This window comes from Arthrobacter sp. BB-1 (genome assembly GCF_006151685.1).
Taxonomy (GTDB): domain Bacteria; phylum Actinomycetota; class Actinomycetes; order Actinomycetales; family Micrococcaceae; genus Arthrobacter.
The window spans coordinates 14,300-35,684 of record NZ_VDEV01000011.1; the positions used below are offsets into that span (position 1 = coordinate 14,300).

Here is a 21,385-nt window from a genome sequence, read left to right on the forward strand (position 1 = left end):
GACCAGTCGCAGTGAGGACTTCATTCTGGTTCCGCGCCTGCTATTTCATAACTGATGCTGCGGCGGCTTCTTAATCGGGTCAGGTCTCCGGCACCGCCGGAGACCTGACCGCATTCATCGGTGAATGTTACTTGAGAGCCACGAAGACCTTGTCGGCGATCATGCCGGGCTCGACGGCGAGAACGCCCTGATCTGCCGTGGCGGTCGGAACGTGAATGGCGATGTTTCCCGTAACCGTCCCGCCCTTGTAAAGGGTGTTGCTGCTATCAATGGCGTCGGGTGCAACAACGCTGTGGTCGAAGCGATCTATGGTCGTCCCGTCGGCGGTGACGTAGTCGACGGAGACGAACATCGGAGTCTGTCCATTAGCGTCATCGCCCAAATACGTTGCCGAATAGTTCACCAGGATGTATTCCGACCCGGCCGCTGGTGGGTCGTTGAACTGGTTGGCGGCTGCGACGGCGTCGGAAGCTGCAAAAGTGACCGAGTTGACGACCACTCGCCAGTCCTTCGACTCGACAGCCGACCCGATCGGCGAAGGATTTTCGCGCGTTCCTGCCTGGGCACCGGGCTTCTCAGCTGCCGGAGCATTGCCCGCTGATTCCGCGGTAGGCGCCACGACTGTGGAGTCGCGTCCGCCGAAAGCGTCATCGACCGACGAAGTGACGACGGAGAAGAAGACAACAAAGCCGACGATGGTTCCCACAATGGACAGGATCAGGGCCGCGATGCCCATCCCCTTGGCCTTGCCTCTCAAAAAGAGGGACACAATCGCAAGGATGAACGCAATCGGCAATAGGACCCAGCCGATGATAAGTGCGCCCGGAATGCAGGCAAAGATGAACCCGACAATTGCGGCGATAAGTGCCACCAGGCCGATGACGTTTCGCTGCTTTTCCGCCTTCGCGAACTCTTGAGGGCCGTTAGCGCCTGGCGGGCCGTAATTCGGCGGCATGGGTGGAATTTGCTGTTGCTGGTGGGGCGCCGTCTGCTGAGAACTTGCCCCCGGAAGCTCTGGTGTAGTCATGGCACGATAATGACACAATTACTATCTTTTCGCCTTCGTTGCCGGAATATTGCAAAAGTCTAATCTGGGGCGGCGCCCAGTCCTATTTCTGCAGGTCAGGGTTTCCCAACTAAGGAACATTGCTGCAATGTTGTGCCTTTGATTGGCTTAGGCTGGGTAAATCCTGCAACAATCTTGATGAGATTTTGATGAATTCACAGAGTTCCAAAAAGGAGAACCAGATCAACAACTTCATTCCCAAGCGTTTCCGCGCGGTTTTCCTGGCTGGCTGGTGGCGGCGCAGTTCGCTATGGATTCGTCCCGTAGGCCAGCGCGTCCCGCTGATGTATGCCAGGCAGCTCCGTCTTTGCCGACGGCGGTCGTCGTTAGGCTCGGCGAGAAGGTCCATCCAACTGCAGGCCGCTGAGCAACTCGAGGTTATAGCCCCGGACCCAGGGACCAAACCTTTTCCCGTTTTATTTCGAGTTGGTGCTCCGCATCCAACGTCTGACACTGAGAGGCATGACCTTCCGGGCCGGAATGGCGAGACCATGCACCTGGGCATGTATTCAACAATTTCACGCTAAATTGGAAGACCGTTCTAAAGTGTGCAGGCACTTAAGACAGTCCACTGCATCAGCAACATCTGTGACCACGATCTGCTCGGACTGGCCGCATGCCGGGTTCAGCTCGCTTCCGAATCCACTCCAAACCCCTTGCACATCCGGGTCATAGTGCACTTGGTGCTTGCGGATCTGCTCTCCCATTTCCGAGTCCCTTCTATGCTTTGTGTGAACGGTATGCAAAGAGTACGTCTCTTTGCGTGAGCCCATGCTTGGAAGGTGATGCGCTCGTGTCGCAGGATTTCCTTTCCACCATCTATCCGAGTCCCAATTCGTGGCGGACGAATCAACGTCATATGCTGATCGAGCCAACCGCGAACTGCGCGGTGGGAGCCTAGCGGTGCCAAGCCGCCGTTAGACCCGAGGCGCTTCATGCAAGAGGTTGGGGGCCGGATGTCGCACGACATCAAGTACGAATACAAATCTGTTCAGGCTGTGCGCGGTTTGGAGAGCCGCTCAATCGCGAAGGAGCAGCGAGAAGGCAACTGGGAACTTGTTGACCAGACTCAAGGGACGCTTCGGACCACACTGAAGTTCCGGCGTGTAAAGCCAGAGACAACCTTGTCAAAGGCATGGGGCGTCTTCCGTGGGTTTGCGCCCGCCAAGCAGCGGGCTATCGTGGCTGGAATGACCGTTCTCCTGCTACTGGCCGCTGTAGGCATTGGTGTCTCCGCAGCGCGAGAAAAAAGCGGCCCTAGTTCGTCCGAATCGGTGGCCAAGAGTCAGACGACAGCCCCGTCGCCCGTTCCGACCGTAGCCGAAGAAACCGCTCAGACGTCAGGCCCGTCCCCTGCTCCAACGGTGGCTGAAGAAGCCGACCAAGTGCTCACCCCCGAGAACAACAAAGAATTCGCTGCACTCCTGGCGGTCACCGACTACTGCGATCCCTCGATGGCCGATTTCGCGACCAAGTACCACGGCCGGAAAATTGAGTTCGACGGCTCAATAACGAACTTGAAGCCTCACGAGACATACAACACTCGATATGACATCCTTCTCGGTCCCGGAAACGCTGGACCAAAGACCGCAGCCGGCCCCGCCTTCAAGTATGAAAACGTGAACACGTTCGACCTCAAATTCACCGGCAGCAACGTTCCGTCCTCCATTACCGAAGGCGGTACGTTCCGCTTTATGGCCGAAGTTGAAGAGTACAACCCCAACCAGGGCTGCCTGTTCTTCCTCACCCCCGTTTCCACCACAGTTCGGTAGAGCCTCCCCACATCGACCATGGCACCGTCGAAGAAGAAACTGGCGACGACCCCTGAAGGCAAGCCGGGGTGGGCAATTTTGTGATCGTCCGTGGCTTGGAGCGTCCGAAGCCTGCCCCCTAGAGAGCTGATCTGCGTGTTTCAGGTTGATTGGTCATCTTCTGGGTTACTGTGCGACAAGATGGCAATGATTCGAGGGAGACCGTTTGTGGAAGCTTCATTCACCGCCTCAAGCTCAATTGTGGGAAAGCTTCTCGAAGAAATTTCGTGGGAGAAAGCCAAGGACTACAGAGCCGGTGGGCAGGGTCGCGAAAATGTACTCACAGCAGAAGTGCTCATAGGTCTGGATTTCCTGCCCCGTAACCACTTCCTCGGGGCAATCATCCGGGCGGCACGTGGCGCCGATGCAGCACGGAACAAGCTTGCCACTGAAGCTGAGGAACTGCAGATGCACTTTCTTCCTGGCGATTACAGCATTAGTTCAGACGGCAGTAGCAATAAGGCCCGACTAGTTGTTCAGCCAGACGCCATTTTCGAGACTTCGAACACGTACACACTGGTTGAAGCTAAACGCATCCGGTACGGCAGTTTCCAGCCCGAACAACTTGCACGGGAATACATCGCGCTTCTGTCCAAGGCCGGTTCTGCTGCCCCCATACTCTTCCTCTTGGGTGTAACACCGCCACTCCGAGTAAAGGGGAACGGCCAACTCGAAATCACCGAAGCAGTGGGACGTTTCCTCGGCCCTGTTCTGGAGCGTGTCGGCGACCAATCGCTCCCTTCTGAGTCCGAGCTTATGGCGCGGATACCTGAAGTCTTTTGCTGGATCTCCTGGTCTGATCTGGACGAGTGCGTTCGTGAAGCAGCGGCAACGTATCTAGCTGGTCACCCGTCCGGCGATGCTTCCGTTCAGCGCGTCGCCTCTTTTATCCATAATGCAATCGCTTGGCACGCCTGATCACTCATCACGGCGTCGAGAATTACTCGGCGGCCGCCGCCGCCTTCGCTGCTTGGGAGGCTTTCATCCATTCACTGAGCCACGGCGCCCGGACGGTGGAGGTGATCCGGCAGTCGGCCACGAACGTGCCACGGGCGCCGGCGTCGATCCAGTCCTGCAGCGTGGATAGGTCACCAAGCGACCGGATCACCGCCGACTCCGCACCGAGCGCGCGGGCAACACCGGCGAAGTCCACCTCGGGGATCAGCATCGGCTTTTCGGTCAGGCCTTGGGAGCCGTACTGGTGGATCTCCGCCCCGTAGGCGGCGTCGTTGTAGATCACGACAATGGCGCTACGGGCGGCGGCGATGAGCGATTCGAGGTCGGACAGGCCCATCAGGAAGCCGCCGTCGCCGGAGGCCAGTACCAAGGTGCGTCCTTCCTCCACGGCACGAGCCGCCCCGACGGCGCTGGCGAGCCCCAGCCCGATCGTCTGATAAGCGGTCCCCACCATCACCAGGTCCTGCGGCCGCGGGATGTTCCAGTACATGGGCGCCCAGCCAATGAAGTGCCCGCCGTCCTGCACCACCGTGCGGCGCTCCGGCAGTACAGCATCGAGCGCCGTGGCCAAAGCGCGCGGGTCCAAGCGGCCGTCCGGGGTTTCAGTGGAGCCGGGATCGTGGCCCGGCCCGGCAGCCAGACGCCGCGAAGCTTCAGCACGCCATGCTCCAGCAGCAAGGTCACCGTCAAGCAAAGACAACAGCCGCAAAGCAGCAGTCTTCGCATCCGCACTGACAAACAGGTCCACCCGCGGGTTGGTCGGCTGCAGCCCGGTGTCTATCTGGATGACCGTGGCATTCGGGCCCAGCAGGTGCCCGAACCGCATGGTGAACGGGCTCAGGCTTGCCCCCGCCACCAGGACCACGTCGGCCTCGCCCATGAGCCCGGCTGCAGTGTCGGTGCCGAAACCGCCCGCGACGCCCAGGTACCCCTCGCCTTTGAGGAGGTTGAGCGCCAGGGCGGTTCCGGCGGTCAGTGCGCCGAGCCGATCGGCGAGCTCGCGGAGCTCCGGCCCGGCTCCGGCGAGGTGCGCACCCCGGCCGGCCAGGATCAGCGGCCGCCTTGCCCCGGCAAGCAGGCGGGCTGCCTGCCCAAGGCCGCCGTCGACGTCGTCCCTCACCTTTGGCGCGCACGGCACCGGAAGCTCCTCGTCCGCAGTCTCCAGCGCGGCGAGGTCGTAGGGGATGGCAAGCACGACGGCGGTGCGCCGGGTGAGTGCGTAGTCCACCGCCTGCCGGGTGATGGCGCCCGCGGCGTCGCGGGTGACGGTGAAGGTGGCCGCGCCGAGGCCGGCGGCGATGGCCGCCTGGTCCACGTCCCACGGCCGGGCTCCGCTGGTGGGGGCATCTCCGGTAACCAGCAGCACGGGGATCTGCGCTTGGACCGCCTCGGCGAGGGCGGTGAGCGCGTTGGTGTAGCCGGGGCCGTAGGTGGTGGTGCCCGCGGCGAGCCGTCCCGAGGCCCGGTAGTAGGCGTCGGCCGCGGCGATGGCGGCGCCTTCATGCCGGACGGGGGAGAAGCGGAGACCCTGCTTTTCCGCGGCGTCCAGGAAGTAGACGTTGCCGTTGCCCATGACGCCGAAGACGTCACTGACATAGCTGCTGAGAACCTGCGCCACGCGGCCGGACACCGTAAGAGAAGTCATGCAGGCATCGTGTGGCCTGCGTCTCACATTCGCAATACCGCTGGATCCTGCTGGGACTTTTGTCAGCCGGAAGCGCGTGAAGTGACAATCTGCCCATTCATGGGCACGCCCTGCGGTCAGTCCGGAGTGCGGGATTCCTGCTCGGACAGCCGGCTGATGAGGCCGTCGTAGCGCGGCGGCATGAGTTCCAGGATGGAGATGGCCGTGCTGGTGCGCTGGACCCCTTCGATTTCCAGGATCTGGTTGGTGATGCGGTAGAGGTCGCCGGTGCCGCGTGCCACCACCTTGGCTACGAGGTCCGCGTCGCCGGTGGTGGCGTGCACCTCGATGACCTCCGGGATCGCCTCGAGCCCGTTCTCCACCGAGCCGGTGCGGGTCTGGCTGATCGAGAGTGAAAGGAAGGCCATCAGGTCGTAGCCCAGCGCGGCGGGGTCCAGCCTGCGGCTGAATGAGCGGAGCGCGCCGCTGCGCTCCAGGCGCGCAAGGCGGGCGTGGACGGTGTTGCGGGCGACGCCGAGTGTCCGGGAGAGTGCCAGGGCGCTGGCTTCGGGGTCCTTGTCCAGGGCCAGGATGATCCTGCCGTCGAGGGAATCCAGGGTGCGAGGGTTCGCGATGGTCATATTTTCACCACAGTTGCTAGAAGTTGAGCAGAAGTCCCAATGGCTAGAGCGTATCTTGCAATGTGGTCCGGGTCACTTCCATGATCGGAACCCATGACCAGTAATCAGCTTTTGGCCGGTCCCGAAACGGCGCTGCCTACCCTCCGTGGCGCCGTCGCCGGCCTTCCGTCGTACGTGCCGGGCCGGCGCGGCTCCGGCGCGGACGTCGCGGCCCTCGCCAGCAACGAAAGCCACTATGACCCGCTGCCCGCAGCCGTCACGGCGGTGGCCGAGGCGGCCGGCAGGATGACCCGCTACCCGGACATGGCCGCCGTCGAACTCCGCGAACGGCTCGCCCGGCACCTGGGGGTCTCCTTGGAGGAGGTGGCGGTGGGTCCCGGCAGCGTCGGGGTCCTGCAGCAGATCATCACCGGCCTGTGCGACGCCGGGGATGAAGTGGTCTTCGCGTGGCGCTCCTTCGAGGCGTACCCCATCCTGGTGGAGCTGGCCGGGGCCCGGCCGGTCCGCGTCCCGCTGGACGACGCCGAGGGACACGACCTGGACGCGATGGCCGCGGCCGTCACCGACCGCACCAAAGTCATCCTGCTGTGCACGCCCAACAATCCCACCGGCGTGCCGATCAGCCACGACCGACTCGAGGCCTTCCTGCAGTCCGTCCGCTCCGACGTCCTGGTGGTGATCGACGAGGCCTACGTGGAGTACGCCGACGCCGGCAGCGGCCCCGACTCCCTGGCGCTCTACCGCCGGTACCCGAACGTCTGCATCCTTCGCACCTTCTCCAAGGCCTACGGGCTCGCCGGCCTGCGCGTAGGCTACGCCATTACGACGGCGGCAGTCGCCGAAGGTTTGCGCCGCACCGCCCTGCCGTTCGCAGTCAGTGCGCTGGCGCAGAAGGCGGCCATCGCGTCGCTGGATGCGGGGGAGGAGATGGAAGCCAGGGTCTCCGCCGTGAAGCGGGAGCGCGCCCGGATGGCCGCGGAGCTGGAAGCCCAGGGCTGGAAGCTGCAGCCGAGCCAGGGCAACTTCCTGTGGATCCGTGCCGACGGCCACCGCCTGGCGACGCTGGTGGACGCGTTCAACGCCGCGGACATCCTGATCCGGGCGTACCAGGGCGACGGCGTGCGGATCACCGTTGCCGACCCCGCCTCCAACAACCGCGTGCTCCGGGTCCTCGCAGCCCATGCGGCACTGACAACGCTCTAACCGCAAACCCCAAACCCCAACCCCGTTCCACCTAACAGAGGAATTCCCATGGAACAACAGACAAAGACGTCTGCGCGCGCCCTCGGCGCCGCCCTCAAACCCCGCCAGCTAACGATGATGGGGCTCGGCAGCGCCATCGGCGCGGGCCTTTTCATCGGTTCCGGCGCGGGCATCCAGGCCGCCGGCCCGGCCGTGCTGATCTCCTACCTGGTGGCCGGCACCCTGATCATCCTGGTGATGTGGGCGCTTGGCGAGATGGCCGCCGCCAATCCGGACAGCGGCGCCTTCTCCGTCTACACGGCCAAGGCCTACGGTCCGGTGGCCGGAGCCACGGTGGGCTGGCTCTGGTGGCTGCAGCTCGTCGTCGTGATTGCGGCCGAAGCGCTGGGTGCGGCGGGCCTGCTGGCCACTATCTTCCCCGCGCTGCCGGTGTGGCTGATGGCGTTCGTGTTCATCGTGGTGCTCACCGCCGTGAACCTGACCAGCGTGAAGAACTTCGGCGAGTTCGAGTTCTGGTTCGCCCTGCTCAAGGTGGCAGCGATCGTCGGGTTCCTCGCGGTGGGCGCTGCGCTGCTGTTCGGCTGGCTGCCGGGTGTCCAGTCACCGGGCCTGGCCAACTTCATGGGCGACGGTTTCGCCCCGGGCGGTTTCGGCGGGATCGCGACGGCGCTGTTCGTGGTGGCGTTCGCGTTCGGCGGCACCGAGATCGTGTCCGTCGCGGCAGCCGAGACCGCCGAGCCGGCCCGCAGCGTGAAGAAGGCAGTACGCACGGTGCTGTGGCGCATCCTGGTGTTCTACATCGGCGCCATCTTCATTATCGCTGCCGTGGTTCCCGTAGGTTCTGCCGGGCTGAAGAGCCCGTTCGCCGCCGTCCTGGAGGCCGCCGGCATGCCCGGTGCAGCCACCGCCATCACCCTGGTTGCCGTCGCCGCCCTGCTCTCCGCCCTTAACGCCAACCTCTACGGTGCCTCCCGGATGGCGTTCTCCCTGGCGGAGCGGGGTGAGGCGCCGCGTTGGCTTGCTTCGGTGTCTTCGGCGCGGGTGCCGGTTGTTGCCGTGCTGGCCAGTGTCTCCTTCGGTGTTGTCACGGTGGTGCTGGAGCTGGTTTTCCCCGAGATGGTCCTTGGCGTCCTGCTCAACATCGTGGGCTCGACCTGCCTGCTGGTGTGGACGTCCGCGCTCCTGGCCCAGCTCGCGCTGCGCCTCCGCGCCGACCGCGAGGGAACGGAACTTCCCCTGCGGATGCCCGGCTTCCCTTGGCTCACGGTGGTTGGCCTGGTCATCCTCGCAGCCATCTTCACGGTGGGCTTCATCGGCGAGGATTCCCGGCCGCAGCTCCTGAGCACCTTTGGGCTCGTGGCGCTGCTGGCGGTGGCGAACTGGCTGAACCACCGAGGCGGCCGGAAGGTTGTGGGCCGGATTGAGTCTTCTGACCGTGAAAAGGAGCCGGTCCTCGTCGACTGATTCAGGCGCTGAACCCCGCTGCGGGTTCAGTGTGCGGGAAGGGCGCGTCCGGCTTTGGCCGGGCGCGTCCTTTCGCATGGCAAACACGGCCTTCACCTGCTGCCTGGACCCCGGGCCGCGGCTCCGGGGACTTTGGACTCTACCCCAGAAGCCGGCACGGACGTCCGATGGAACCATGAGGGCCGGAACCGAACCTCTCATCCGCCAGCATCACCGAAGGAGCCTCACATGGAACGGGTCATCGACAAAGTAGCACTGGTCACCGGTGGCGCGCGGGGGATTGGGGCCGCTGTGGCGGCGCGGCTGCATGGCGAAGGGGCGAGGGTGGTCATTGGGGACGTCCTGGACGAGGAGGGAAAGGAGACCGCGGAGCGCATGGGCTCCGGGGCGCTCTATGTCCACCTTGATGTGACCAGTCCGCAGGACTGGGAGGCAGCGGTGGGTGCCGCCGTCGAAACGTTCGGGGGCCTCAATATCCTGGTGAACAATGCGGGCATCGTGAACTTCGCCTCCATCGAGGACTACACCTTGGATCAGTGGAATGCCGTCATCGCCGTCAACCTGACCGGCACCTTCAACGGGATCAAGGCCGCGATCCCGGCCCTGAAGCATTCCAAAGGCGGGTCAATCATCAACATTTCCTCAATAGCCGGCATTCGCGGCTACGAACAGATCCCCGGATACACGGCCTCGAAGTTCGGCGTGCGGGGACTGACCAAGAGCGCGGCGCTGGACTTGGGACCCCATGGCATCAGGGTCAACTCGGTCCATCCCGGAGTCATCTCAACCCCGATGACGGCCGACATCGAGTTCGACATGAGCCATGTGGCACTGGGCCGCATAGGTCATCCGGGGGAGGTCGCGGACCTGGTTTTGTACCTGGCTTCCAACGAATCGTCGTTCGTGACCGGAGCCGAATTCGTCATCGATGGTGGTGACACCGCGGGGACGGTCACCCGGCAGGAGCAGCCGTACCCTCCACGCGATACGGCTCGGTAATCGAGGCGAGGCAGTGAAAGGAAAGGACAAATGACCAGCACCGGTCCGTTCGTGATTGTTGTGGGTTTTGACGGTTCCGGACATTCCCAGGCAGCACTGGACTGGGCCATCGATGAGGCACGGCAGCGTAACGGCCAACTCCGCCTCGTCACCGCCTGGAACAAGCCGCCGCTGGCGTGGTATCCGGCTGTTCTGGAAACGGCTGCAGGTGAAATTGCCGCCGAAGAGTCTCCGGAGCAGATCGCGCGGATGGTCCAGGGCGAGGCGCTGAAGGCCGCCGCAGACGGCGGCGTGACCGCTGAAGGTCAGCTCGTTGACACCCATTCACCGGCGTCGGCGATTCTCGACGCTGCCAAAGACGCTGATCTTGTTGTCGTTGGCTCCCGGGGCCACGGGGGATTTCCCGGGCTGCACCTGGGCTCCGTCTCGACTCAGGTGGTCAACCACGCACAATGTCCTGTCCTGGTGGTCCATTCCCAGGCGTGATCCCCTGGTACATGCCTGGCTGAGGCCGTCCCGGAAGCCCTAAATCCACTGGAAATTCGGCTCTTGCGCCACCGGAAAACCAGGCGTAACACTGTTAATACGTTCTTCGAAAGAAGGGCGGGAACGAACAACAGGGGAACCTTGGAACACACCGTGGACCTGGTCCAGGTGGCCTGCCGGTGACGAGGCAGGAAGCACCGGGATTCCCGCAAGTTCGGGAGATGATGTTCGTCATAACGGAATCAAAACAGTCGAAGCCCCTTCAGCATTGCTGGTGGGGCTTCCCCTATGTACTGCCAAACCACGCGGCTACCGGGAGCCTCCGGCGACGGGCTGGTCAGCCCGTTGTCGATCATTTTCCGGGGATCTTCTGCTTTTTCGCGTGCCGAGGGAGAGTGGCATTCGAGTTCTGACCATCGTCACGGGGGACTGGCCAGCGGGCAGCCGTTCTTCAACGACATCAACCCGCGCCGGACCGTGCCGCGCGCCATCATGCTCGTGGCCCTGATCGGCGGCGGCATCTTCGTGGCGGTGTCCTACGTGACCCAGCGGGTCCACCCCGGCGGCGTGTTCGAGGACTCGGCCTCCGCTGCCAGCTCCATCGCCCTGCAGATCGGCGGGCAGCTGTTCGGCGCCGTTTTCCTGGCCGGCCTGGTGGTGGCGCAGTTCGCCTCCGGCCTCGCCGCGCAGGCCAGCGCCTCCCGGCTGCTGTACGCGATGGGCCGCGACTCCGTCCTGCCCAAGGCCGTCTTCGGCCGGCTCAGCGAGAAGTTCCACACCCCGGTGCCCAACCTGGTGGTCACCGGCGTCGTGGGGCTGATCGCGGTCTTCCTGGACGTGGCCACGTCGACGTCGTTCATCAATTTTGGTGCCTTCACTGCCTTCACGCTGGTGAACGCCTCGGTGGTGTTCCACTACGTGCGCCAGCGCCGGGCCGGGCAGCAGCTGAACCGGTGTCCTACGTGGTGGTGCCGGTGGTCGGCGCGATCATCTGCGCCTACCTGCTGTCCCAGCTGGACAGCAATGCCATTACGCTGGGGGTGTCCTGGCTGGCGCTGGGTGTGGTGGTCCTGGCCCTGCTCACGCGTGGGTTCAAGGCTTCGCCGCCGGAGATGACGGCTACGGAGAAGGCGACGGTCGAGGCCGCCGCCTGAGCCTGACCGTTCGTAGTTTGGCCGGCGGGCCGAGGGAAGGAACAGCTGTGAGGATTGGGCTGGGGCAGCTGGAGTCGGGTACCGACATCCGTGGCAATCTCGCCGCGATCGACCGGTTCGCCGCTGAGGCGGCGCGCGACGGCGCCTCGCTGGTCGCCTTCCCGGAGTACGCCACCTACGAAAAGAAGAAGGTCGACGCGACGTTTCCGGCGGTGGCCGAGCCGCTGGACGGGCCCGTCTGCCGGGAGCTCGCCGCTATCGCCGTCCGCCACCGCATCGCGCTGGTGGCGGGCGTGGTGGAAACCTCGAACGAGCCGGGCAGAGCGTACAACACTTTGGTGGCTTTCGGGCCCGACGGCGGCCTGCTGGCTTCCTACCGGAAGATCCACCTGTTCGACGCGCAGGGCTTCGGGGAGTCGGAGTTCATCAAGCCGGGGCCGTCCAGCGATCCGGTGGTGTTCGAGCACGGGGGAGTTCGGTTCGGGCTGATGACCTGCTACGACCTGCGGTTCCCGGAGCTGGCCAGGTCTTTGGCCGACGCCGGCGCGCAGGTCCTGCTGGTGTGCTCGTCCTGGGTGCCGGGCGAGCACAAGACGGAACAGTGGCTGGCGCTGAACGCGGCGCGGGCGATCGAGAACAGCGTCTACGTGGCGGGGGTCTGCCAGGCGCCGCCCGTGTCCGTGGGCCGGAGCGTGCTGGTGGACCCGATGGGGGTGGTCGAGGCTGACCTTGGGCTGGAGCCTGGGGTGCTGACAGTGGATGTTTCGCGGGAGACGGTGGACCGGGTACGGGAGTCGTTCCCGATGTTCCGGCAACGAAGGTTGTAGGACTCAGTGGTGCTGAGTTCTCCCTGAAGCTGACTGCCGGTCACTTACCGCCACGGCTGAATTTTGCTGCCCACTCAACAGCCGTATCCATGGCAGCCGCCGAGGGTGCAATTGGCGGTTCTCCCTTTATTGTTGGATGCTCCCCCAAGACGCGAGCGGTGAAGGCCTTTCGTAGTTCATCTTTCGTCTCAGGACTATCAAAGGCAGCCAAATATGTATCAAAAATTTTCAACTGGACAGCCATGGAGCCTGCCCAGTTGGCCATTGATCTGTGTTGGTGCGCCTGTCGAGCGAGATAGCCAGCAAGGCCAAACGCTCCAGCGAGGAGGATGGTCCGTTGGATGAGGGAGCGTAGGCTTCCTCGTCACTTGCACTGTCGAGCCACGGGATACCAGAACCATTTCCCAGAACAAAGAACAGGGCCATTGCTCTTGCGATTAGCAACAAAAACACGGTAAGCCAACGGAACGTATTCGCTGCCAACTTCTCCGACTCTGTCAATTCAGAAGTTCGGAGCGCCGTCGCGAACGGTAGATCTCCTCCACAGTCAAATGGAGAGTTGCTGCCAGCGTCCTAGCGCGAGTAAAGACTGTGACCACTACACGCAAACTCGACGGCAATAGGGGAGAGGCGACCTTAACCGAGCGCCGTGAATGGGAATAGCTGGTGAAGTAGGCTTGGCCGTTGAACCGAGTTGTAAGAAGGGGTGTCCATGCTGTTCGGGCGACGCAAACGCTTGCAGGCCTACGCTGAGCAGGAGGCGCAGGGAGTAAGCCTGTGGACGGATCAGTTCGAGGATAAGTTCCGAGTCAAGGTGTTACATGCTCTTGATGATATCGGAGGTTACTATGCTGGTGAGGTAGCTGCTGAGGCACGTCGCCTTATCCTCCGCGATGAAGGCCTGTTCTATCTCGTCGCATCCAAGTATAACGAGGTGAATGACTTTCGGTATTACATCGCATCCTGCAGCGACGACGATATGCCTACCTGTATTGAAGCTGCCTATCACGCCTTAAAGAATGTGAGTTCGACTGACTGGGGATCTGCAGACAAGTTCGCCAGCGAAATCAGTGCTGTGCTCCGCGAGCACCGAATTTCTTATGACTTTGTTGCCGGCCAGATGGTTGAGTTCGCGTCTTTGGAAATGCACCAAGCTGTTATTGCGCCTGTGCTCACTCTATTGGCCGGACGGAAGGACTTCGAGGCTGCGGAACGAGCTTACAGGGACGCGTTGGACGAGATTGCTGATGGCAAGCCGGGCGACGCCATAACAGATGCAGGGACGGCTCTTCAGGAGACCCTTACCGCAATGGGGTGTGCGGGAAATGCTCTTGGACCTCTCATTAAGTCCGCCAAGAACAAGGGAATCTTCGCGTCCCATGATCAGCCGATGGTGGAGGCAATAGACAAGGTCATGAATTGGGTGTCCGCGGACAGGAGCACATATGGTGACGCTCACGCCGCCACCACTTCCACTGTGGACGACGCGTGGTTCATAGTACATATCTGCGGTGCAGTGATATTGCGTCTGGCTCAGGGCTCGAGGAGCGGCGCTTAGTGCCCCGCTCTGGGTGGCAGAACGCGAATGCTGCACTGCGCCAAGAACTGCTTGAGCGCTTCGACGAAGTCGAGCGTTTGGAGTCTCCTGAGCAGACCCCGTCTTGGATCGTGCCCGATGTTCGCCGATGCTGAATCCGTCCTCGCCTGCTGCGTCTCACGGCCAACGGCCTCCCTTCTGGTCGACAATGGGTCCCGGAGTGGGGCCATTGTCAGTGAGTGAAGATAGGCTGCGCGCATGACTATAGATGTGAATGCGGCAGGCCTGCTCGCCCAGGTTATTCCGGCGCTTTTGGTCTTTCTGGCGCTGGAGGACCGGCTTTCGCCCGTTCATATTCCGCGAAAGAGGTTGCGCCGAAGGATCACAAAGTGGCGGGAGGCTGCGGTTGTCCTCAACCTGTTTTCCCTAGGCTGCTGCCTCGCTATCGTCGTCACGCGGACGGAGATTGGGTTCCTTAGCATCTTCATTGCATTCAGCGTGATGTTCCTCCTCGTTGTGCTAGCCCTCCTTTTTGCTGGAATGTTCGCGAGGGAAGACGAACCGGTCGGACACGCCTTGACAACCGCGCCTCGTAGGCGCTGGTGAGACCATCATGGACGTCTACGCATGGTAAGTGGAGTCATGTCTGCGCCAATGAGAGGTAGAAATGCGCGTAAAGGTCCCGGGTTTGGTTGAGAGAGAACATCCAGTGGCAGGCTTCACGCTGCCGGCGCCACAGGCCGCTCCTGCTCAGCCGGAGGTTGAGGAAGAGCAAGGGCAAGAGGAATGAGTCGCTAGTGCGCCTGCAGGTTTTCGGCCCTGCAGGCGCACTGGTTCACGAGAGCGGGGCGTTACGTTCGTTCCGGGCCTTGACCTGCTCTGTCTTGTTGCCGCGCACGGTCTATTCCTGCGGAAAGGCCATGCCCGCCTTGTTTCGTGGGGCTACAGTGACCGGAACTTGCAGTCGTCTACGTTCCCTGGGACCGTCCACTCGGCCATGCCGTGGTGCAGCCAGTCGGCAGCAAAGGTGTTGAGCGGTTTCCCAAGGTCCTTCGGTTCGTTCTGCCCGCGCAAGGCAGGGATCATCGCGAACCGGTCGTACGTGGTGATGGCCGGGACCGCCCTCGACGGTGCACCTGGTCGTTGCCGTAGTACTCCCTAAGAATGTGTTCCCTGACCAGGGCGTTGTCGTTATGGGTTGTTAGAGGCCTCATGAGGTCCGACGTCGTCGTCGTTCCACGTCCCGCCGGCCGGTACCAACAAGCCTGCTGCTTCTACGTGGTCCGCGTTCGCACGGGTTTTCCGGACAACTGCGCCTGCTTACCGTCGCGACCTTCAACTGCGACCAGCAACGACCGCGCGTAGACGGTCGTCTGCGTCCGCAACGGCTCAGGTTCAACGCGGGACGGGATGTGGGAGCCGGCAGGCTGATCGTCCTGGTGATGTGCGCGTTCGGCGAGATGGCCGCCGCTAGCCCGGGCAGCGGCGCCTTCTCGGTTTTACCGTCAACGCCTACGCATCGGTGGCGACTGCCACAGGAGCTCCGGCGCTGGCCCTCCATGTTGACTGCCGCCTTGAGAAGGCGTGGTTTCGGAAACCAATTATCAAGGTCGTCGCAGGAACTAGCGCGGCCCTCACAAACGTTGTCTAGATGAAGTAGACTTTGGGAGACCCGGATGTAGAAGCCCCGACAGCCTCCCTAAGAATGTCGGGGATTGGTGGTTTAGTAGAGGTAGCCGCCTGGTTACGTCACATTATAGGAGTCAGAGTGCCTGCCACATTAGCCGCGCGCCCCGCCCAGTTGAAGTCGTTTCCTAAGGAATTCGCGACACTTCCGGACCATCATCGGTTCGTTCTTGCTTTAGTCGTTGCTCATAACGAGGTCTACTCGAGGCCGGTGCCTCGTCGCGTGTTGCTCAGTTACGTTTCTTCCACTGTGAACGTCGCGCCGAATCCTTTTAGTCGGCGAGAACTGCCGGATGCTCTGATGGCGGTCTTGGGCGATTTGGGTGATCAAGGATTGCTTGATAACGACGGTTCTGGCCTTCAGCTCTCTGCTGCAGCTGAAGAGCTTAGAGCGCATTGGAACGGACCATTCAAAGGAATGATTTCCGCCACCAAAGAAGCATTGATGAAACGCGACTAGCCTGCGTTACTCTTTCTGAATGACTATTGGAGACTCAGGGTATTCGGGCGAGGATCTGGAGCAGCAGGGTTTAGGGACAACGCATAATCACGAGGAAGTCGACCCGAGGGCTCCTTTCAAGCACGACCGGGACCGGGTCCTATACTCGAGTGCTTTCTCGGCTCTTGCCGGCAAGACGCAGGTAGTTCCCGCTGACGAGTTGGGCGGTTATCACACGCGTCTGACTCACAGCCTGAAGGTGGCCCAGGTTGGACGCCGCATGTCCGAGATGTTGACGCTTCAAAACGGTGGCAATGGCCCGGACCCGGACCTCGTTGAGACAGCCTGTCTTGCGCACGACATAGGACATCCCCCATTTGGCCATGCCGGCGAGACTGCACTCCGAGACACCTATACAGAACTCATGACGCAATCGGACGATGGCACTGTAGATGGCTTCGAAGGCAACGCTCAGAACTTCCGCATTCTGACTTACCTCTCCGACCGGAGCCATGGCGGTCATCGTGGGCTACACCTCACTCGGGCAACACTCGACGCCACGACCAAATATCCGTGGCGTCGAGTTGCTCCGGCCTCGGCCGAAGCAAATGCGGAAGCGACGAATGTAGACAAAAGTCGAAAATTCGGAATATACGCTGAGGATGTGGATGAAGCCGACTGGCTTTTCGCCGGAGGTTACCCCTCATCGAGACCCGTTGAAGAGCAAATCATGGACTGGGCCGATGACATAACCTATGCCTGCCACGACCTCGAGGACTTTTTTCGGGCGGGTTTCATTCCCTTACCATCGATAGTTGCTTTTCCGACGACACCGAATGGTGAGTTGGACCTTTCGCAGGAGTCTGAGGAATGCTCTTACTTTCTCTACTACGTGGAGAGAAAATGGGGCGAAAACTTCGACCGTGATGCCGCGGTAGCTCTGTTAGGAACTTTCAGTAACTTTTTCCGGTTCTTTGGCCCATTCCGTGGAAGTCATACCGATCGACGCGCGCTTGCAGCAACCACCCGATCCTTGATCCGCCATATGCTGACTGACATCTCGCTGCAACAGACAGCAACGTATAGCGGAAGCCTTACACGCTACGGTGCCAGGTTGTCCGTACCCGACGACCGTAGGCTTATGTGCGACTTGTTGAAGGAGCTTATTTGGTGTTATGTCATCGACCGACCTGAGCTCACAGGCCAGCAGCGAGGACAAAAGCACATGGTGAAGGAACTCCTGCGCTGGCACACGGAGGATGCTGAACATCTTCTCCCGACTGATCGCTTAGAAGACTTGGAGGAGCACCAAAATGAAGTCCGCGCTGCTAGTGACCACGTGGCCTCTTTGACTGAAAAACAAGCAACCACCCTCTACAGGCGAATGAGCGGGACAGACATCGGTTCGATTACAGACGTGGCCTACTAATGGACGGACTGCTGGCCGATGCTGCAGCACCAGCAGTTGTTGGTGGGTGTGCGCGGCGAGTATAAATATTGGGCGCGATCCTATTGGGCTACTACCAACATTCCCGCGGCAACATCACTTTCGCGACCAACTTCCGTCAAAGCACGCCGCCAGATGGCATTCGGATAGCACGCCTCGTGTACGCGGAAGACGCAGCAACGGGACCACCAAAGCATTAAATGTTCTTCGAGTACCCTGTCCCCCGCCTTTCATTTGGGTCCTTCGCCATCACCACATAGCCTGTCCCCGTGAACATACGTGCTGGGGGACAGATAACTGAACAATTGCCCGAAGGTCTATATGAATTGCTCAGTACCCATGGGCTGACGGCAAGTCTGTCAAAAGTTCCGCAGTTGGAACCACACTTTGGGCCAATAGACGACGAAGACACTCCGGAGATCCTCTCCCGCCATGTGGCAGACGCTGTTCGGAAGGCTCTCGCTGGAGCGAAGCCAGCTGACCGGGTGGCTATAGCCAATCGACTTCTTCAACAGCTTCGGTATGACGACTTAATCACGGATGTCCCTTACCAGCTCCAGTCCCTCCACCGCCCGGACACACTCAAGCGCCGCCAACTTCGCCGGCCCACTACCAAGTTCAGCGACTCAGCGTTGCTGACCAACAGCAAGGATGAACCAAATCTTGCCGCCGAGCTCCGGGCCGAGATGGAATCCGCGAACACTGTCGACCTACTCTGCGCCTTCGTCCGGTGGACCGGACTGAGGCTCTTGGAGCCGGCCCTTAAACAACTGAAAGAACGCGGCGCCAAGCTCCGACTCATCACCACCACGTACATGGGCGCCACGGAACGCCGAGCCATCGACGAACTTGTGAAAAGGTACGGGGCCGAGGTGAAAATTAGCTACGAAACGCAGGCAACAAGGCTGCACGCCAAAGCCTGGCTGTTCCGCAGGAACACCGGTTTCGACACCGCCTACGTCGGCAGCTCGAACCTGAGCCAGGCTGCTCTCCTGGACGGGCTGGAATGGAACGTCCGGCTCAGTTCTATCGCAACGCCCGCACTCCTTCAAAAGTTCGAGGTTACCTTTGACAGCTACTGGGAGCAGCGCGCCTTCCAAAGCTACGACCCGGACCGCGACGGCAAAAAGCTGGACGCCGCACTGGAACGCAACGGCGGTCGCCGCACAGCGGCACCGGATGCAGTAACCGGCCTTGAGGTTCAGCCGTTCTTGCATCAGGAGGAGATTCTGGAGGACTTGGAAGCTGAGCGCCTCAAGGGCTACAACCACAACGTTCTGGTCGCCGCCACGGGCACCGGCAAAACAGTCATCGCGGCTCTGGACTACAAGCGGCTGAGCGAAACCGCCGGCAGAGACCTAAAGCTACTCTTCGTCGCCCATCGTCAGGAGATTCTCAAGCAGGCGGTGCGCACCTACCGCGACGTCATGCAGGACGGCGCCTTCGGCGAACTCTATGTGGGGGACCACAAGCCGCGGGAGTGGAAGCAAATCTTCGCGTCCGTCCAGTCGCTGTCTTCCCTCGGCATCGAGCAGCTGGAGCCTGACTTCTTCGACGTCGTCGTAATCGATGAGTTCCACCACGCGATGGCGCCCACGTACCGCCGCCTGCTGGACCATCTGGAACCACAGCAGCTCCTCGGTCTCACGGCGACGCCTGAAAGGGGCGACGGCGTCGACGTCGCCAAGCAGTTCTTCGACGGCCGCACCGCCAGCGAACTGCGGCTGTGGGACGCATTGGACTCTGACCTGCTGGTCCCGTTCCACTACTTCGGCGTCTCGGACGACGTCGACCTGAGCCAGTTGGAATGGAAACGCGGCGAATACGACACCACCCAGCTGAGTGCCCTCTACACCGGAAACGATGCCCGCGCCGCCAAGGTCATCCGCGAACTCAGGGACAAGGTCACCAGCACGGACCAGATGCGAGCCATCGGCTTCTGCGTCTCCGTGCAGCACGCCCACTACATGGCGGAAGTGTTCAACCGGGCCGGCATTGCCTCCGTCGCCGTTGACGGCACCACTGACAATGCAGACCGCGAGGAAGCCCTCAGGCGCCTGGGCAAGCGGGAGATCAACTGCATCTTCGCCGTTGACCTTTTCAATGAAGGCCTGGACCTGCCGCAGGTGGACACCATCCTTCTGCTCCGGCCCACCCAGAGCGCCACAATCTTCCTCCAGCAGCTAGGACGTGGGCTCCGGCGGGCCGAGGGCAAAGCGGTGCTGACGGTCCTGGACTTCATCGGCCAGCAACGCCGTGAGTTCCGCTTTGATCTGCGCTACCGGGCGCTGACCGGCTACGGCCGCAAGGAGCTGGAGAAGGCCGTCGAGGACGAGTTTCCCTTCCTGCCGTCCGGCTCGCAGATCATGCTGGACCGGGTGGCGCAGAAGGTGGTCCTGGACAACATCAAGGCACAGCTGCGGTTCAACCGGGCACAGCTGGTCCGGGACATCGGCTCATACGCGGAGACCGAGCTGGAGGCCTATCTGGATCGGTCGGGGAACGACGTGAAGACGATCTACCGTTCCACCAGGGATTCGTGGACCGGCTACCTCCGGCAGGCAGGGCTGATCGAGGGGCTTTCACCTCTGGAGACCGTGCTTCGCGGAAAGATCGAGGAGCTGTCGGACGCGGAGGAGAAGAAGCTGCTCGGCCGGATGGCTGCGCTGATCCACGTGGACGATCCGGAACGTGCCGCCGCATATTCCATGCTTGTTGCCCCTGACGCGCCCCGCTACGCGGAGCTCGGCATGCGCGAACAGGCCTTTGCGCGGATGCTTTTTTACACGCTCTGGGATGACGGTGGCGGGTTCAAAACGTACGACGACGGCCTGGACCACCTGCGCGGCTACCAGTTTGTGTGCCGCGAGATCCGTCAGGTGGTGAAGCTGGGAGTGGCGGCATCAAAGCATGCAGCGAAGAGCCTCGGTGCGGGGCTGCAGCACATCCCGCTGCTGTCGCATGCCACCTACAGGCGCGAAGAGGTTCTGGCGGCGTTGCAGTACGGTTCCCTGGAGCAGGGAAAGAACGTGCAGCACCGCGAGGGCGTTGCATGGTGTCCTGCAACGTCCACAGACGCCTTCTTTGTCACGCTGAACAAGGACAACAGGAAGCACTCGGCAACCACGATGTACAAGGACTACGCCATCAGTCCCGAGCTGTTTCACTGGGAGTCGCAGAACGCGACATCACCTACAAGCCGGACGGGAAGACGCTACCTTGACCGGGCCTCCCATGGCTCTAGGATTCTGATCTTCACGAGGGACACGGCCGACAACGAGACCGGGCTGACAGTTCCCTATACGTGCCTGGGCCAGGTGGATTACGTGCAGCACTCGGGGGAGAAACCCATCGCGATCACCTGGAAGCTTCATCGACCGATGCCGGCGGATGTATTCGCAATAGCGGCGGCCGTTGCTACCTGAGGTGTCCCCGACTTTATGACTCATAATCGTGAGGTCGGGAGATCGAGCCTCCCCACCGCTACATAGAAGAACCCCCGGAATCCGTGATTCCGGGGGTTTTCTATTGCTCAAAAGAAAAACCTTGACAGGTAGGGATTCTCCTGCCGTTCCCTCCAAATCGTAGCCATTCTCTGAGTGTGGCTACAAAATGGCTACTGAGGATGGACCGCGGCCAAGCTCTGCTCCGGTTATCCTCATCATCTGTGGTGGGGAGCATAGGCGTTATGGCTGTGATCCTCTCTTGGCCTTCGACCAGCAAGATGATCGGGAACCCTAGGACCTTCGACACAAGAGGACGAGGGCACCGAGGATCAGACTCGTTCCCGCCCTTCACAGGGGCGAAGTACGGATGTGGTGCTGCGGTGCCGCCCTGTGCTTCCTGGTCCCTTGTACGCCCTGCCGTCGGCTAATGGCAGTGGCTACAGTGGAACGACAAAGTTCCCCGGCGAGAACCGGGGACTTGCTTTGAGTAGCGGCTAGTTTTTTCCTGGCAGCGCCAGTGCGTCCAAACGGGGTAGAGCGCCGCACTAAACGTGCCCATGGTGGCGTCGTTCTCTGGGGGGCCAGTCAAAAGCGATTA

General features: G+C 61.7%; 17 protein-coding genes. 13 read left to right on the forward strand and 4 right to left on the reverse strand.

The genetic code is table 11. The features are described 5' to 3' along the window. Positions 1 to 127: 127 nt before the first annotated feature. Positions 128 to 1,027, reverse strand: a complete 900-nt coding sequence (locus FHJ30_RS05575; RefSeq protein WP_240793604.1) for a DUF4352 domain-containing protein — start codon at positions 1,025 to 1,027, stop codon at positions 128 to 130. Positions 1,028 to 2,022: 995 nt separating this feature from the next. On the opposite strand from FHJ30_RS05575, the gene FHJ30_RS05580 reads away from it, so the two are divergent. Beyond that, positions 2,023 to 2,838, forward strand: a complete 816-nt coding sequence (locus tag FHJ30_RS05580; protein ID WP_139028323.1) for a DUF4839 domain-containing protein — start codon at positions 2,023 to 2,025, stop codon at positions 2,836 to 2,838. 207 nt (positions 2,839 to 3,045) lie between these two features. Then, positions 3,046 to 3,795 carry a hypothetical protein gene (locus FHJ30_RS05585; protein ID WP_139028324.1) on the forward strand — a complete coding sequence of 250 codons (750 nt, stop codon included), beginning with the start codon at positions 3,046 to 3,048 and terminating at the stop codon, positions 3,793 to 3,795. 22 nt (positions 3,796 to 3,817) lie between these two features. Here FHJ30_RS05585 and FHJ30_RS05590 read toward each other — a convergent pair whose 3' ends face one another. After that, complete coding sequence (locus tag FHJ30_RS05590) at positions 3,818 to 5,479, reverse strand: thiamine pyrophosphate-binding protein (protein WP_139028325.1); 1,662 nt, start codon at positions 5,477 to 5,479, stop codon at positions 3,818 to 3,820. Positions 5,480 to 5,595: 116 nt separating this feature from the next. Continuing rightward, a complete protein-coding gene (locus FHJ30_RS05595; RefSeq protein WP_139028326.1) occupies positions 5,596 to 6,099 on the reverse strand; it encodes an Lrp/AsnC family transcriptional regulator in 504 nt (167 codons plus the stop codon). 93 nt (positions 6,100 to 6,192) lie between these two features. On the opposite strand from FHJ30_RS05595, the gene hisC reads away from it, so the two are divergent. The 6 genes from hisC (at position 6,193) to FHJ30_RS05625 (ending at position 12,232) form a co-directional block, all read left to right on the forward strand. Next, complete coding sequence (gene hisC, locus FHJ30_RS05600; RefSeq protein ID WP_139028327.1) at positions 6,193 to 7,302, forward strand: histidinol-phosphate transaminase; 1,110 nt, start codon at positions 6,193 to 6,195, stop codon at positions 7,300 to 7,302. Between the two features lie 48 nt (positions 7,303 to 7,350). After that, on the forward strand, positions 7,351 to 8,766 hold the full coding sequence (locus FHJ30_RS05605) for an amino acid permease (protein ID WP_139028328.1): 1,416 nt from the start codon (positions 7,351 to 7,353) through the stop codon (positions 8,764 to 8,766). 228 nt (positions 8,767 to 8,994) lie between these two features. Then, the gene (locus FHJ30_RS05610) at positions 8,995 to 9,765 is read left to right on the forward strand and encodes a glucose 1-dehydrogenase (protein ID WP_139028329.1); all 771 of its coding nucleotides are present in this window, start codon (positions 8,995 to 8,997) and stop codon (positions 9,763 to 9,765) included. A gap of 30 nt (positions 9,766 to 9,795) precedes the next feature. Further along, positions 9,796 to 10,251 (forward strand): universal stress protein, encoded by a 456-nt coding sequence (locus tag FHJ30_RS05615; protein WP_139028330.1) that lies wholly within the window; start codon positions 9,796 to 9,798, stop codon positions 10,249 to 10,251. A 288-nt stretch (positions 10,252 to 10,539) separates the two neighbouring features. After that, positions 10,540 to 11,367 (forward strand): APC family permease, encoded by an 828-nt coding sequence (locus tag FHJ30_RS05620; RefSeq protein ID WP_240793605.1) that lies wholly within the window; start codon positions 10,540 to 10,542, stop codon positions 11,365 to 11,367. Positions 11,368 to 11,452: 85 nt separating this feature from the next. Beyond that, entirely contained in the window at positions 11,453 to 12,232 is a 780-nt protein-coding gene (locus FHJ30_RS05625; RefSeq protein WP_139028331.1) for a carbon-nitrogen hydrolase family protein, read from the forward strand. 40 nt (positions 12,233 to 12,272) lie between these two features. On the opposite strand, the gene FHJ30_RS05630 is transcribed toward FHJ30_RS05625, so the two are convergent. Then, complete coding sequence (locus FHJ30_RS05630; protein WP_139028332.1) at positions 12,273 to 12,497, reverse strand: hypothetical protein; 225 nt, start codon at positions 12,495 to 12,497, stop codon at positions 12,273 to 12,275. A 441-nt stretch (positions 12,498 to 12,938) separates the two neighbouring features. On the opposite strand from FHJ30_RS05630, the gene FHJ30_RS05635 reads away from it, so the two are divergent. The 5 genes from FHJ30_RS05635 to FHJ30_RS05660 all read left to right on the forward strand — a co-directional run bounded on the left by FHJ30_RS05635 (position 12,939) and on the right by FHJ30_RS05660 (position 20,766). Then, entirely contained in the window at positions 12,939 to 13,790 is an 852-nt protein-coding gene (locus tag FHJ30_RS05635) for a hypothetical protein (RefSeq protein WP_139028333.1), read from the forward strand. Positions 13,791 to 14,027: 237 nt separating this feature from the next. Beyond that, complete coding sequence (locus FHJ30_RS05640; protein ID WP_139028334.1) at positions 14,028 to 14,375, forward strand: hypothetical protein; 348 nt, start codon at positions 14,028 to 14,030, stop codon at positions 14,373 to 14,375. Between the two features lie 1,162 nt (positions 14,376 to 15,537). Then, complete coding sequence (locus FHJ30_RS05650; protein WP_139028336.1) at positions 15,538 to 15,915, forward strand: hypothetical protein; 378 nt, start codon at positions 15,538 to 15,540, stop codon at positions 15,913 to 15,915. Between the two features lie 19 nt (positions 15,916 to 15,934). Continuing rightward, positions 15,935 to 17,323, forward strand: a complete 1,389-nt coding sequence (locus FHJ30_RS05655; protein WP_139028337.1) for a deoxyguanosinetriphosphate triphosphohydrolase family protein — start codon at positions 15,935 to 15,937, stop codon at positions 17,321 to 17,323. Positions 17,324 to 17,646: 323 nt separating this feature from the next. Further along, entirely contained in the window at positions 17,647 to 20,766 is a 3,120-nt protein-coding gene (locus tag FHJ30_RS05660; protein WP_139028338.1) for a DUF3427 domain-containing protein, read from the forward strand. Positions 20,767 to 21,385 lie beyond the last annotated feature (619 nt).

Excerpts from the sequence above, each read along its gene's own strand:
- FHJ30_RS05575 (WP_240793604.1), bottom strand. The coding sequence starts at position 1,027 with ATGACTACACCAGAGCTTCCGGGGGCAAGTTCTCAGCAGACGGCGCCC.
- FHJ30_RS05580 (WP_139028323.1), top strand. The coding sequence starts at position 2,023 with ATGTCGCACGACATCAAGTACGAATACAAATCTGTTCAGGCTGTGCGC.
- FHJ30_RS05590 (WP_139028325.1), bottom strand. The coding sequence starts at position 5,479 with ATGACTTCTCTTACGGTGTCCGGCCGCGTGGCGCAGGTTCTCAGCAGC.
- FHJ30_RS05595 (WP_139028326.1), bottom strand. The coding sequence starts at position 6,099 with ATGACCATCGCGAACCCTCGCACCCTGGATTCCCTCGACGGCAGGATC.
- hisC (WP_139028327.1), top strand. The coding sequence starts at position 6,193 with ATGACCAGTAATCAGCTTTTGGCCGGTCCCGAAACGGCGCTGCCTACC.
- FHJ30_RS05605 (WP_139028328.1), top strand. The coding sequence starts at position 7,351 with ATGGAACAACAGACAAAGACGTCTGCGCGCGCCCTCGGCGCCGCCCTC.
- FHJ30_RS05610 (WP_139028329.1), top strand. The coding sequence starts at position 8,995 with ATGGAACGGGTCATCGACAAAGTAGCACTGGTCACCGGTGGCGCGCGG.
- FHJ30_RS05615 (WP_139028330.1), top strand. The coding sequence starts at position 9,796 with ATGACCAGCACCGGTCCGTTCGTGATTGTTGTGGGTTTTGACGGTTCC.
- FHJ30_RS05620 (WP_240793605.1), top strand. The coding sequence starts at position 10,540 with ATGTACTGCCAAACCACGCGGCTACCGGGAGCCTCCGGCGACGGGCTG.
- FHJ30_RS05630 (WP_139028332.1), bottom strand. The coding sequence starts at position 12,497 with ATGGCCAACTGGGCAGGCTCCATGGCTGTCCAGTTGAAAATTTTTGAT.
- FHJ30_RS05640 (WP_139028334.1), top strand. The coding sequence starts at position 14,028 with ATGACTATAGATGTGAATGCGGCAGGCCTGCTCGCCCAGGTTATTCCG.
- FHJ30_RS05655 (WP_139028337.1), top strand. The coding sequence starts at position 15,935 with ATGACTATTGGAGACTCAGGGTATTCGGGCGAGGATCTGGAGCAGCAG.